Annotated in this window: 10 protein-coding genes and 2 pseudogenes; 8 read left to right on the top strand and 4 right to left on the bottom strand. The window is 53.1% G+C overall.

What is annotated here, in order from left to right; all coding sequences use genetic code 11:
- Window positions 1–92 precede the first annotated feature (92 nt).
- A complete protein-coding gene (locus AC2FIP_RS11785; RefSeq protein ID WP_496786518.1) occupies window positions 93–275 on the top strand; it encodes a DUF6714 family protein in 183 nt (60 codons plus the stop codon).
- Window positions 276–638: 363 nt separating this feature from the next.
- On the opposite strand, the gene AC2FIP_RS11780 is transcribed toward AC2FIP_RS11785, so the two are convergent.
- Window positions 639–2,156, bottom strand: a complete 1,518-nt coding sequence (locus tag AC2FIP_RS11780) for an AMP-binding protein (RefSeq protein ID WP_496786516.1) — start codon at window positions 2,154–2,156, stop codon at window positions 639–641.
- Window positions 2,157–2,978: 822 nt separating this feature from the next.
- Here AC2FIP_RS11780 and AC2FIP_RS11775 point away from each other — a divergent pair.
- The 3 genes from AC2FIP_RS11775 to AC2FIP_RS11765 all read left to right on the top strand — a co-directional run bounded on the left by AC2FIP_RS11775 (window position 2,979) and on the right by AC2FIP_RS11765 (window position 5,325).
- The gene (locus AC2FIP_RS11775; protein WP_496786513.1) at window positions 2,979–3,509 is read left to right on the top strand and encodes a TetR/AcrR family transcriptional regulator; all 531 of its coding nucleotides are present in this window, start codon (window positions 2,979–2,981) and stop codon (window positions 3,507–3,509) included.
- 124 nt (window positions 3,510–3,633) lie between these two features.
- Window positions 3,634–4,047, top strand: a complete 414-nt coding sequence (locus tag AC2FIP_RS11770) for an ester cyclase (protein WP_496691956.1) — start codon at window positions 3,634–3,636, stop codon at window positions 4,045–4,047.
- Between the two features lie 201 nt (window positions 4,048–4,248).
- A complete protein-coding gene (locus tag AC2FIP_RS11765) occupies window positions 4,249–5,325 on the top strand; it encodes a DUF2652 domain-containing protein (protein WP_496786511.1) in 1,077 nt (358 codons plus the stop codon).
- A gap of 180 nt (window positions 5,326–5,505) precedes the next feature.
- On the opposite strand, the gene AC2FIP_RS11760 is transcribed toward AC2FIP_RS11765, so the two are convergent.
- Both AC2FIP_RS11760 and AC2FIP_RS11755 read right to left on the bottom strand, forming a co-directional pair.
- A complete protein-coding gene (locus AC2FIP_RS11760) occupies window positions 5,506–5,967 on the bottom strand; it encodes a hypothetical protein (RefSeq protein WP_142640399.1) in 462 nt (153 codons plus the stop codon).
- Between the two features lie 515 nt (window positions 5,968–6,482).
- On the bottom strand, window positions 6,483–7,505 hold the full coding sequence (locus AC2FIP_RS11755) for a permease (protein ID WP_496786509.1): 1,023 nt from the start codon (window positions 7,503–7,505) through the stop codon (window positions 6,483–6,485).
- Between the two features lie 85 nt (window positions 7,506–7,590).
- Between AC2FIP_RS11755 and AC2FIP_RS11750 the strand changes: the two genes are divergently transcribed.
- From AC2FIP_RS11750 to AC2FIP_RS11735, 4 genes and pseudogenes are all read left to right on the top strand, one after another.
- The gene (locus AC2FIP_RS11750; RefSeq protein WP_496786508.1) at window positions 7,591–8,448 is read left to right on the top strand and encodes a LysR substrate-binding domain-containing protein; all 858 of its coding nucleotides are present in this window, start codon (window positions 7,591–7,593) and stop codon (window positions 8,446–8,448) included.
- 250 nt (window positions 8,449–8,698) lie between these two features.
- Window positions 8,699–9,022 (top strand): annotated as a pseudogene (locus AC2FIP_RS11745) (site-specific integrase); the annotation flags it as partial.
- 193 nt (window positions 9,023–9,215) lie between these two features.
- A complete protein-coding gene (locus AC2FIP_RS11740) occupies window positions 9,216–9,974 on the top strand; it encodes an alpha/beta fold hydrolase (RefSeq protein WP_496786506.1) in 759 nt (252 codons plus the stop codon).
- Between the two features lie 131 nt (window positions 9,975–10,105).
- Window positions 10,106–11,038, top strand: a complete 933-nt coding sequence (locus AC2FIP_RS11735; protein ID WP_496786505.1) for a DMT family transporter — start codon at window positions 10,106–10,108, stop codon at window positions 11,036–11,038.
- A gap of 239 nt (window positions 11,039–11,277) precedes the next feature.
- Here the strand turns inward: AC2FIP_RS11735 and AC2FIP_RS11730 are convergent.
- A pseudogene (locus AC2FIP_RS11730) lies at window positions 11,278–11,970 on the bottom strand (IS6 family transposase).
- Window positions 11,971–12,186: the final 216 nt, after the last annotated feature.

Genomic DNA, 12,186 nt, shown 5'->3' with positions numbered 1-12,186 from the left:
ATTGTGGCAGAGGCAGTACTCTAACGAAATACGTGCCCAATTGTGATAGTAAGTGAGATAGCAATTGGGCGCCAACGCTGTTCGCTGCGGAGATGACCACACAGTCTTTCGCCCCCACTGCTTTCAGCGCAAAGGCATTTCTGTATTATTTGCCCGCGTATCTGCTTTGGACTCTACGAAACTCAAACAGCCCAGAATATGCCAGTGAAAGCATTCTGCTGGCACTCAATCCCGGCACTTCGAAAGAAATGCTGCACGAGTTCAGGAAGTCCTAGTTCGACCAATTAACGCCTGCACAGAACGAGGCCGTGTTGAGATTTTTGTACTATTTCAGTGACCATCCCCAACTTGGTGAGTTTGCGGAAGCCGCATTGGTCAATTACTGGTTTGAACAAGCGTGTTGTCACCGGGTCGATGATTATTACGTATTTGATGTGGCTCCTCGCAGCGCTTTTTGTCGTAACCGGTTTGCCGTTGGCATTGACTGAGGATGAGCAATGGCAACGGTTAGCTACCATTCGCCGCGCTGGTACACTCTGGGTCAGTTCGAACTCACATTTGCGGGACTAAGTCGCCGTTCGCTGCCCAGTAGAATTGCCATGTAGTTGAACGACGAAGCTTGCCTTCGAGAGGCTAGATCAAGTGGCGCCGACACTCGCTTCTCGGAGCAGGAACCTTTGAATTTTGCCACTGGGTGTCTTTGGCAGTTCTTTAACGAATTCGATAAGCCGAGGATAGGCGTGTGCAGAAAGGCGCTGTTTTACATAATCCTTCAGCTCTGCAGCTAACTCCTCATTACCTTCTGTGCCTTCCGCCAGTACGACCACCGCTTTCACTATTTCGGTCCGTTCCTTGTCCGGCACGCCTACGACTGCCGCCTCCGTCACAGAAGGGTGTTCGATCAGGGCGCTTTCAACGTCAAACGGTCCGATGCGATACCCCGAAGAGGTGATGACGTCGTCGTTCCGCCCTACGAAAGTGATACATCCGTGTTCGTCCCGCTCCACAGTGTCCCCGGTAAGATAGTATCCGTTCTCGATCGATTTGTTGCCCTTGTTCAGGTAGCCGCTAAAGAACAAGAGAGGTGAATCCTCGGTGTTGACGGCCAATTGACCAGGCTCATTGAAATCGGCGATGCTGCCATCCTCGGCCAGAACCTCGACCCTGTATCCCGGCATAACATAGCCGGCCGATCCCGGACGGACCGGATGTACGAGCCCGTGATGGTTATTCACCAGCATACCCGTTTCGGTCTGCCCATAGTGATCTTTAATCGGCGCATTCAGTTCGGTCTCGAACCAGCGGATGACTTCGGGGTTTAGAGGCTCGCCTGCGCTGCTGATGCACCGGATCTGATCGCGCAGCTGTGACGCGCGCTCGGTTCCGGCGGCGATGATTAGTCGAAACGCAGTAGGCGCGCCTGCAAAGTTAGTCACATTCAATCTCGAAATCACGTCATATGTATTGTCCACTGTGAATGGTCCCTCGACCAGAGTGGTTGCATGACCCAACAGTAGCGGGCCGATCAACGCATAGTATAGACCATAGGCCCAGCCTGGATCGGCAATGTTCCAGAATACATCCTCATGCCGCAGGCCAATCCCTTCGACCATGTACGATCGAAAGGCAGGCAGCGCCTTTAGGGGCACGGGAACTCCTTTTGCGGGACCTGTAGTTCCAGATGTCGCCATCATGAACATCAGGTCATCGCCGTTCCGCAATACCGGGACGAACTCAGGCGATTGCGAGGCCATTGCCCGGCGGAAATCAATGTCTCCCCCAACAACCTCTTGTCGCGTGTCTGCAATCATCGCGACAGGCGGGCAACCTTCCACTCCGTTGAGCTTTTTGCGGTTCGCGGCGTCAGTCACAACCATCTTCGCGCCGCTCATGGTCAAACGGTCCTGAATGGCCTTGGGCCCAAAGGCTGTAAACAAAGGTTGGTAGGCCGCACCGGCCCGGAGGGCGCCTAGAACAACTGTCACAAGATCCGGGGTGCGCGGCAACAGACCCGCCACGATGTCGCCGGGTTGGATGCCTTGTTCCTTAAGCAAATTGGCAAAACGCGCAGCTTCGTCGCGCAACTGCTTAAATTCGCGGGTCTCATAGTGCCCGTCCAATGCAATCCAGTTCAAAGCCAGGGGATTGCCCTGCAAATGGACATCACAACATTCTACGCATGCATTGATCCCGTCGCTGAAATTACCGAAAAAGACAGACTTCGCGACGTCCAGATCAAAGCCCTCCACCGCTATGGAGTATTCTGAGGAAGTCCCAGAGTCAGAATTCGATTCCATCAAAACGGATTCCTCCAAATGCAGCCCGTAATTACCTTGCACTCAAATAGGTCGAATTTCCACGTTGGAGATTACGCGAACATCAGCGCGCCACGAGTGGTCCATTCAGTCCCGAGCCAAGGCTCGGTTTGGCACGAGACGGTAGGCCAACGGTCCAATGCGTGGCAAATGAAATGGGAGCGAGCCGACGCTCGTTACAGAGATACCTAAACGCGTCAGGATTCACATTTTCGGGGATACGCGACCAGGCTGTAAATCATGCAGCATTGCTCGTGCAAATGGTCTAGGTCAGGGCAGGCTCGTTCGACCATCGGAACTTTGCCTCTCAGCGAATTTCATCGAACCGGTCATTGAAGGCCGCGCTGGGATGCGAAAATTGAGCCGCGCATTTTCTGCAGTTGGTTTGAACAATAAGAATGGCGGTCAATCCTGACGTCAATTTGAGAAAATGCGGGAGCATTCTCACTACACGGAGCAATAGCAAGTCAACTACTTGCCTGCGAGTTGGAAATTAAGAGCGCACCATGCAAAACGTGGCAGTTCACGAAGATTCTACCCTGCGTAACGGTTTTTCATGATCTTGCTCAGACGGTACGTGTTGCGATTTTTAAATGATCATTTTAATATGCTCCGATGGGTAGACCAAGATCATATTCACGCGAAGCTGTAGTTGAAAAAGCCATGGGTGTTTTTTGGCAGAACGGCTACAAAGCTGCATCGATAAGTGACGTTGTCTGCGAAACCGGGCTGAACACGGCCAGCATGTACAAGGAGTTTGGAGACAAGGAAGGATTGTTCTCAGCAGCTTTGGATCATTACCGCGATCATGTTATCGGGCCGCGCTATCGTATTTTGATCGACAACCCTAACTTAGAAGGCGTCGAAATGTTTCTCCGAAACGTTTTTTTGGGGGCCGCCAAGTCGGAATACAAGGGCTGCCTGATGATGAACCACCTTGCACAAAAGCATGTGATAAGTCCTGAGGCCGCAAAGCAAGTGGGCGCGTTCTGCGCAGAAGTCGAGTCATTGGTTGAAACCGCTCTTCGTAATGCCCAGGCGGATGGAGACATCGGGGCGGAGAAGGACACGGCGCAGCTTGCAAGCTTTGTGGTTTTTTGCGTTCACGGGACCGTCTTGTATGGGCGGCACGACGAAAAAAAGCACGTGATACCAAATTTTTACGACTTGATCATGAGGGAAATTCGCGAGTGAAGTTCATCCCTCATTTATTTTAAAATTGATTTTTTAAAATAAATGTTCTAAAACTATCCCATCCAGACGGAATTGAAAGCAACGACGTGCTGGACGCTAGTGAAACAGGGATAGGAGAAACACGATGAGTATTTCCGAAACGGCCATGGCCTTCTTTGATGCATGCGAAACAGGCAAAGGCTGGAACGTCTGCAAGTCATACTGTCAGGACGGTGCCGCTTTTACATGTGAAGCCGACGCATTGGCCGATATCTCGACAATCGAAGGCTATACAGCTTGGACCGCCGGAATTTTGACCCCAATCCCAGATGGCAGTTACGACATCACCTCATTCTCGACTGATCACGAACGCAACATCGTAACGGCCACAGCAGTATTCAGCGGCAAACAAACCGGTGAAGGTGGACCAGTTCCTGCCACCGGCAAAGAAATCGCAACCAACTATGCCTACGTTATGGAATTTGAAGGTGATAAGATCGCCCGAATGACCAAAATCTGGAATGATGGGCACTCTCTAAAACAACTCGGATGGGCGTAGTGACGTCGCTATAGCGGCGGCGCCATTTAGGGGCTGTTTTGCGGAACTTGGTAACCACTTCGGGCTCTCACCGGCAACTTTCCGTCTGAGCTCCAGCCTACACACCATGATGACCGTCTAAGGCGCATTTGGACCCAAAGTGGTTTTGAACCCTTTGTAGGTCAAAATAACCACGCCAAACACTCTTTTGGGGAGCGTGCCATGTCAACACAAACTGGATATCTGTTGATCGCCGACATTTCCGGCTACACAAAATTTTTGACCACTTCGGAAATGGATCACGCTAATCCGATTTTGCATTCCTTGCTGGGCGTACTGGTCGAACAGGTGGGTGATCCGCTCCATTTCTGGAAAACCGAAGGCGATGCCGTTCTGGCATATTCGACGCGGCAGGATTTCCCCTCCGGCGAGACCTTCCTGACCATCTGCGAGAATCTCTACAACGCATTTGCTCTTCGTCGGCAGGACATAATTGCCAACACAACCTGTACCTGCAACGCGTGTGCCAATGTCGGAGGGCTGGATTTGAAGGTTATCGCCCATCATGGCCAGTTCGAAGAAATGCAACTTGGCCCGGTAAAAGACTTTTCCGGCGCCGACGTTGTTCTGGTCCACCGAATGGCCAAGACGAACGTTGCTGAAGCCACCGGTGTGCGCAGTTACGCGCTGTTCAGCGAAGCTGCTGCAAATGCCATGGATATCAAAGGTATAGTGGAACCGTTTTCACAGGACATCGAACATTTTGGCGAGGTTTCGATGATGGTCTACGATTTGGCTAAATCTTGGGAACGTTTGCGTGCCAACCGCGAACGCCATTTCTTGACCAAGGAAGACGGAGTTTGGACGTTCCTCCATCATTTCGATGCCCCAATTGCGGTCGTCTGGGAGGCGTTGGTCGCGCCGGAACTAAAGCTGAAATGGATGAACCGTGTACAGGAAATCACCGTCGACAGCCCGCAAGGGCGCCTCGGCAACGGGTCGGGATATCATTGCTCTCACGAACTGGCGGACTTTTTCTATCGCATCACTGATTGGGAACCGTTCGACTATTTCTCGACCTGCATCCAAGACCCGGCGCGCACCGGGGTGAGCTTGCCCGAGACATATCAGCTGACGCAAACGAACTCTGGCACCGACTTGCGATACACAATGGGTCAAGCGACGGATGCCGAGGGCAATAGGTCGGAAATCTCAGAACAGGAGGTTTCAGCGTTCCTGGCAGAATTCTGGGCCGCATCGTTCTCTGATCTGGACGAACAACTCAAGGCCTCGAAGTAAGAGCGCTTTGTTGGGACGGCTTACATTGCGTCGGCAACCGCGAAATGCTGCTCTCTGTGATGTGTATGATGTCTGACGCCATCACCTACCGAACATTGGAGCAACAGTAACGTTTTCCCATGCCCTGCTTCCCACGATCAATCCAACGGCCCTACCCGTCATAAACTCAGGGACAACATTTCACTCAGGGATTTCCACGGTTCCTACTATGTGGGTTCGCCTCAAAGGTAGTGCTTGGTACATCGACACAATGTCCGTCGTGGCTATGCCCTCGCCAGTCATCCCATCATAGCGCCCGGTTCCGACGATAATTTCCCAAGAGTTTGCCGCGCCTTTTTCACCTGCTTTCCAACGCATCGTGAAAGTGTCTTCGCCCTCACCAAAAATGCATATTCCCGAGATTGAGTTGGTCCCATCTTGGTAACCGAACCCCGATCCAAGGCATCGAGCAAGCCCGCCGTCAACAGGACCTTCGATAACTTCAAATCCTCCTTTGTTGTCGGCGATGTGAAAAATATGATCACCAAGGTCAAAGTTTTCCTGAGAAAGCGGATAGAAATTATTAAGCTCGATGCGTTGCTCCTCGGCACTGGTCGCAGTACTAGTAGCGGCCAAGACCGAGATCAAAATTAGGTTTTTCATTAAGGCCTCCTAAGGCTCCATTCACCTTAAGAGTATTAGTGACATTAGCAAACGACGGGCATGTTAATTTCGGCTATTCATGAGCGCCCGCTCGTCTCGACCCGCCAGTATGTGCGGATTGTCCGGGAATGGGTGAAGCCCATAAACCTCGAGGCGAGCACCAACGGAACGCATTCTAAGAGGTGAACCAAGGTTACTCAGATCTGCAGAAACATTGACAATCTGCGCAATAAGCGACTTTTGCCTGGACATACGAAAATGGATAGGACGGTACGGTATCCTGGCCTAGAGTTGGAGGACACATTGGCCATCGCGGAAGCTTTTGAAATTTAGAGCCACAGGGTTGTTTTCCTAGACGGCCCATAAGAGACATTCGGCACCCTGCTGGGATTCTGCGGTCGCAGCCCGCATTCCGGTCATTCGCTGCAAGTGCAAATTTTGGCGCTACTCGAACTCACACATTGCGGGCGAAACTGCCGGTTGCTGAACGTCTGCTTCCCGTTAAACGCTGAATCTCAGACGATCCACCCAAAGACATACCCCGCCCCAAGCGACCCCAGAACTGCAAGCAGCAGATAGAGCATGAACGGTTGCATTTTGAGCACCGGTGCAATGGCCATCGCACCCCAGATGCTGACAACACCGCCCGAGACAAGGAAAGCCATCGCCGCGCCTTCGGACATGCCGTTGTCGATCAACCCGCGTGTCAGCGGGAGCGCAGCGTAACCGTCGATATAGGCCGGGGCACCGACAAAGACAGCGGCGGGTATGGCCCACCATTTGTCTTCGCCAACATATGCTGCCAGTACGCCCGGCGTCAGTGCGGCGTTTAAGGCATACTCGGCGGCAAATGCCGGGATCAGGCAGATCAGGATCAGCCGCGTGGTCGCCCAGAACTGTCTGCTGAAAGAATGCCTTCGTGCCTCAGACCGCCATACCCATGGATCAAAGGGTTGATCCCTGCCGCATCGTGCGGCACTCAGTTGGCGCGCAAGACCATTGTCTCGAAGCGCGCTCATTGCCCAAGGTGTCTTGGCGAATAGCCCTGTGATCACGCCCCCGAATACGCCTAATCCGAAAGCTGCGAGTGTTTTGCCGATCGCAAAGCTCAAACCCAGTGTCGCGGCTGTTGTCGCGAGCATCGCCGGATCAGTTATTGGGGAGGACAGCCAGAATGCCATGATCGGAGCGAGTGGCACGCCCGCTGCCAGCAATCCGGCCATTAAGGGCAGCACCGTCACACCGCAGACCGGCGTGATGGCTCCGATGAGCGATGCAGCCAAAACCGCTCTCAGCGTCCTGCCTTCGAACGCGCCAGCGATGTGGGTATCCGCGCCGCTGGCGATGATCCAAGCTGCTAGAACGATGCCCGGAATGACAATGGGGGCAACGACAATTAGACCCCATAGGACGAACCTTGCTGCGTTTGCGGCGTGTTCCGGCCAAGCAAAACCTACACCTGCCAACAGAAGCAGAAACAGGCCCCACACTAAGGGTTTCCGGTTGGATGGTCGGTTGGCAGCTGTCTGATCGGACATGGGATACTCCTCTGACCTTGAAAAATAGTGCGGCGCGAGGCATCTGTGAAACGCATAGTTTCAATTTCCGATATTGGAAAATCAAATGGAAAACCTGGATAGCGATCTTCTGCGAACCTTCGTCGCCGTGGCTGATGCCGGAAGCGTCACAGACGGTGCTGCCCGCATCCACCGGTCGCAATCTGCAACAAGTCTTCAAATCAAGCGCCTCGAAGCGATCCTGGGTCAGCCGGTCTTTGACAGGCATGGTCGCGGGGTGGTCCTGAGCGACACGGGACGAAAGCTCTTTCCAGTCGCGCAGGAGGTGACGGCACGTCTCGACGCGGCACTACGGGAGATTTCCCAGAACACTGTAAGCGGGAAACTACGTTTGGGCATACCCGACGATCACGGACGAACGAAACTCGCGGCGATCATTGCGACCTTCACCCGCCATCATCCGAAAGTCGAACTGGATATCACATGCGCTCTGAGCACCAGTTTTCCCGAGGCCCTCGACAAAGGTTCGCTGGACCTTGCGGTCTATGAGGTCGAAAACCCGTCCAGCCATGAGGAAGTTCTTTATGAAGACCCAACTTGTTGGGTGTCGTCGGCGCGCCGCAATTTTCAGATCGATGAAAGCCTTCCGGTTGCCTTGTTCGATCATGCATGCTGGTGGCGCGACGCGGCAGTCAATTCATTGCAGGCCCGCGGAGAGCCATATCGCGTTGTATATTCCAGCCAGAGCGTCTCTGGCGTGATTGCAGCGGTTGAAGCTGGGATTGCAGTAGGTCTACTTGGTCGCTCGTCGTTTCACGCAGGTCTATCTCTGGTGAACGACGCATTGGGCTTCGGGAACACACCTGCCTCCAAGCTGGTGATGGCATCCAGCAAGCCGAAAGAACGAGGGCCTCAGGACGCTATGAAGGAGGCGATCCGAGCCGCATTTATGGCCAAGCCATAAAAAGCTGACTTTCGCTGCGCTCTGTCGAATGGGCAGGTCGGACTCGGTTCCTGACATCGGAGGCGGCGCGGCATCCTGTGGTATGACGCCTGTGCCAACGTCGGGTCGTCGTTTTGGGAGGGCATGGCGGATCGGAGGATTAGTCATGGAAATACCAAACTTACCTGCCATTCGCGCACTTCGGCTAGCCTGGAATAAGGGCCGCATTGTCGGTCAGAAGCGGCCACTGAAACCTAAGCATGTCTGAGCAATCTAGGTGCGGCTTGAATTGGCAGAGAACCATCGTGATCTTGCTCTGTTCAATATGGCAATCGACAGCAAGCTTTGCGGCTGCGACCTTGTGAAGATGAAAGTTGTGGATGTGATGGCGTCAGGCCAGATCAAGGAACGCGCCTCAGTGCTACAGAACAAGACGCAGAAGTCAGTTCGGTTTGAGATATCTGAAGGCACCCGCACATCCGTCGAGAAATGGATGGAATACGAATTGATGGTCGGATCAGAATATCTTTGGCTAGGCTGTTCTCATGAGCGCCTTCACATATCGCCACGTCAATATGCGTGGATTGTTCGGGACAGCGGGAAGTTGGACTCTTGGCATAGTGCGCCCTCCAATCCTCCCGCCAAACGCAGACATCAGCACCGTGCTGACACCTGAATTTTACAGGCAGTTTGAATGGCCGTTGTCAGGTTGCCTGTTCTTTGGGACACGCCGCAGACGCATTCGGCAGCTACGAGCTCAAATTGTCGAATGCTGTGGAGCCGTGTTAATGTCCGCATACGATGCTCTGGAAACCGAAATGACCAAACACCCGAGTCAAGTGAACGATGAAAGACTCGCCATTCTCTGTGTTGCAGGCTTTGGTGACAATGCGAGCATGTTTGAAAGTTTGGCTGACACCCATCTCGCCAACAGTTATCGTGTGCTACCCATCAATCTTCCGGGGTTTGGCGCTCAGCCTCTGGCAAAGGCAACAACTCTTGAAGCACTTGCACAAACCGTCGCCGACAAAGCGATCAAGCACGGAGCTGAGATCATTGTCGCTCATTCGGTTGCTTCAATCATAGCCTCCCTGGCCGCCAAAAGGGCCGACTGTCCTTTGACAACCATTATTTCTCTAGAGGGTAATATCACCGCCGAGGATGCCTATTTTTCTGGAACTGCCGCGGACTACAGTGATCCGGTTGCGTTTCGTGCAGCTTTTCTTGAGCGGCTTGATGAAATGGCGAAAACGGCACCAATCATCCGACGGTATCGTAATGAAGTATCGAAGGCCGATACTCTGGCGCTGTGGCAACTCGGCACCGACGCACGGTATTTTTCAGCAGGCTGCGTGCCCGGCGAGCTTTTGCAAAGCGCGGCAAATGTGATTTATCTCTACAATCCTGACAACTGTCCGGACAGCACCGTCCGGTGGCTGGAAGAAAACAAGATGGATCGGATTATTCTCGAAAACGCCACTCACTGGGCGAGCGTTGATCAGCCCGAAAGGCTTGCAGAAATGATTGCTGAGGCACTCCACCGATAGGCGAACGCAGCCGTTCACAATTGGATAGATGAAAGTTGGCTTTGTATTGGATTTCCGCAAGAAACGGGTCGCGGTGTCGCGGTCACGTAAGCTAATCCGTTAGGTAATAGTTAGTGACGGATTCAGAAGACATGACAAACCAACCCATGCCAGCAATGGATTTAACAGCCGGCGTCATGCTGCTTTTGCTCGCCGCGGTTTGGGGCGGGTCGTTCTTTTTTGGTGAGGTAGCCCTGTCAGAGGTGCCACCACTTACAATTACATTGCACAGGGTTTTTTGGGCGGTTCCTATTCTTGCGCTAATCGTCATATTCAAAGGACTGAGTGTTCCACGCACCCCTCGGGCATGGGGCGCTTATCTCGTAATGGGGGCGCTCAATAATGCCATTCCGTTCTCGCTGATCTTCTGGGGGCAAACGCAAATCGACAGCGGGCTGGCTTCAATCCTAAATGCAACGACAGCAATGTTTGCAGCGGTCGTGGCGGGTTTGCTTCTTAAGGACGAGCCCTTGACTCCGAAGAAGATAGCAGGTGCTGCACTGGGTATTTTGGGGGTGGCCTTCATTATGGGGCCAAGCGCATTGACCGAGTTCAATCCAAGCAATCTGGCACAGCTGGCTATTCTTGGGGCGACGCTCTCTTATGCATTTGCCGGTGTATGGGGCAGGACTGCTCTTTCCGGCCAACCACCGCTGGTGAATGCGCTTGGTATGCTGATCGGCAGCACAGTGCTTATGATCCCGATTGTTCTCGTGATGGATGGCCCCCCAAACTTGGCTTTGTCTTCTGGCGCATGGGCTGCGCTTCTTGGGATGGCCGCACTATCAACAGCACTGGCCTATGTTCTCTATTTCGCAATCCTTGCGCGCGCAGGTGCTGCCAACCTTCTTTTGGTAACCTTACTGATTCCACCGTTCGCTATCGGCCTTGGCGTTTCATTCCTGGGTGAAAAGATGGAGCCAGAGGCTTGGGTCGGGTTCGCCATCATTGCCCTTGGCTTTGCTGTAACCGACGGCCGGCTTTTTTCCCGCTTTGTCAGGCGCAAGTCCCAACAAGCAGAATGAGGCGCTTTCTGGAATACTATTGACCACCACATTAAGGAGTGACGATCCCCGTCGTCACCAACTGACCCGGCCAAGCGTCGGGTCTATTTTTGAGTAGCGGACATTCAGCAGGGGCAACCGAATGGCTGCAAAGTCCGCGACCTGTAAATTCCCACCTTAAAGAATACTGCGGGTGCTGTCAGACGAATTCGAACCAGTCTCAGTTTGCCGAGGAATGTGTGAACCTAGGCGGAACAAAGCTAGCGCCACTCGGAGAGAGCGGCGCTTCGGTTAAGTTTGAAATTGTCTCGTGAGTAAAGGTGGCGTTCCTGATTGAAGTGGTTATGGACCGAAGAATGGACGGCGGCGAATTTCTGCAAACATCGCATTTGTCTAAAGCGGAGCATCGCCCGTTCTCGTCGTCGAAACGGCAGGTGAGAATTCTCCGCCCTATTGTTCAGCCAGCGGCCTGTTTCCTGTTTCGTTACGTTTCCAATGTCCTTCATCGCAGCGCCGTAGGATCGGAGTTTGTCCGTAACGATCACTTCTGGAGTGCCGTATCGCTTCATTGATTTCCTGAGGAATTTCAACGCCGCTTTGCGGTCTCGACGCTTGGTGACGTAGCTTTCCAGCACTTCGCCTTCATGGTCCACAGCACGCCACAAGTAATGCGTCTCGCCATTGATCTTCACGAATACCTCGTCCAGATGCTACTGCCGGTTCGAATAAGATCGCATACGGCTGACCCTGTTTCTGCAGATCTCAGCCGCGAACAACGGGCCAAATCTGTTCCACCAGAACCGAACCGTTTTATGACTAATTTCAATGCCGAGCTCATGTAACAGGTCTTCGACATTGCGAAGAGACAGAGGAAATCGAACGTACATCATTACCGCCAGGCGGATGATCTCAGGGCTTGTCTTGAAGTAGCGAAATAGAATGGGTTTTGTCATCCGAAAAGGCTAGGTGACCACCCTGCCCGCCTCAAGCCGGTTTTGTCTGACAGTGCCCTTTCGACCGATAGCCAGCATGCCGCGGCGCGGCCCGTCGAAGGAGACATTCGCTGCATCTGCGAAAATTGATGATCCGCAAATTCACACAACGCGGACAACGCTGACCTTTTCGGCGCTTAACTCAAGGCTAGATTTCGGCAACTGAATACCGAACGC

The organism is Ruegeria sp. CDSB114, from assembly GCF_059611025.1.
The sequence above is the reverse complement of the archived record's forward strand: the minus strand, read 5'-3'. Positions and strand labels throughout refer to the sequence as shown.

Coding starts and splice junctions, on each gene's coding strand:
- AC2FIP_RS11785 (WP_496786518.1), top strand. CDS start 93: ATGACCACACAGTCTTTCGCCCCCACTGCTTTCAGCGCAAAGGCATTT.
- AC2FIP_RS11775 (WP_496786513.1), top strand. CDS start 2,979: ATGGGTGTTTTTTGGCAGAACGGCTACAAAGCTGCATCGATAAGTGAC.
- AC2FIP_RS11770 (WP_496691956.1), top strand. CDS start 3,634: ATGAGTATTTCCGAAACGGCCATGGCCTTCTTTGATGCATGCGAAACA.
- AC2FIP_RS11765 (WP_496786511.1), top strand. CDS start 4,249: ATGTCAACACAAACTGGATATCTGTTGATCGCCGACATTTCCGGCTAC.
- AC2FIP_RS11760 (WP_142640399.1), bottom strand. CDS start 5,967: ATGAAAAACCTAATTTTGATCTCGGTCTTGGCCGCTACTAGTACTGCG.
- AC2FIP_RS11755 (WP_496786509.1), bottom strand. CDS start 7,505: ATGTCCGATCAGACAGCTGCCAACCGACCATCCAACCGGAAACCCTTA.
- AC2FIP_RS11750 (WP_496786508.1), top strand. CDS start 7,591: ATGGAAAACCTGGATAGCGATCTTCTGCGAACCTTCGTCGCCGTGGCT.
- AC2FIP_RS11740 (WP_496786506.1), top strand. CDS start 9,216: ATGTCCGCATACGATGCTCTGGAAACCGAAATGACCAAACACCCGAGT.
- AC2FIP_RS11735 (WP_496786505.1), top strand. CDS start 10,106: ATGACAAACCAACCCATGCCAGCAATGGATTTAACAGCCGGCGTCATG.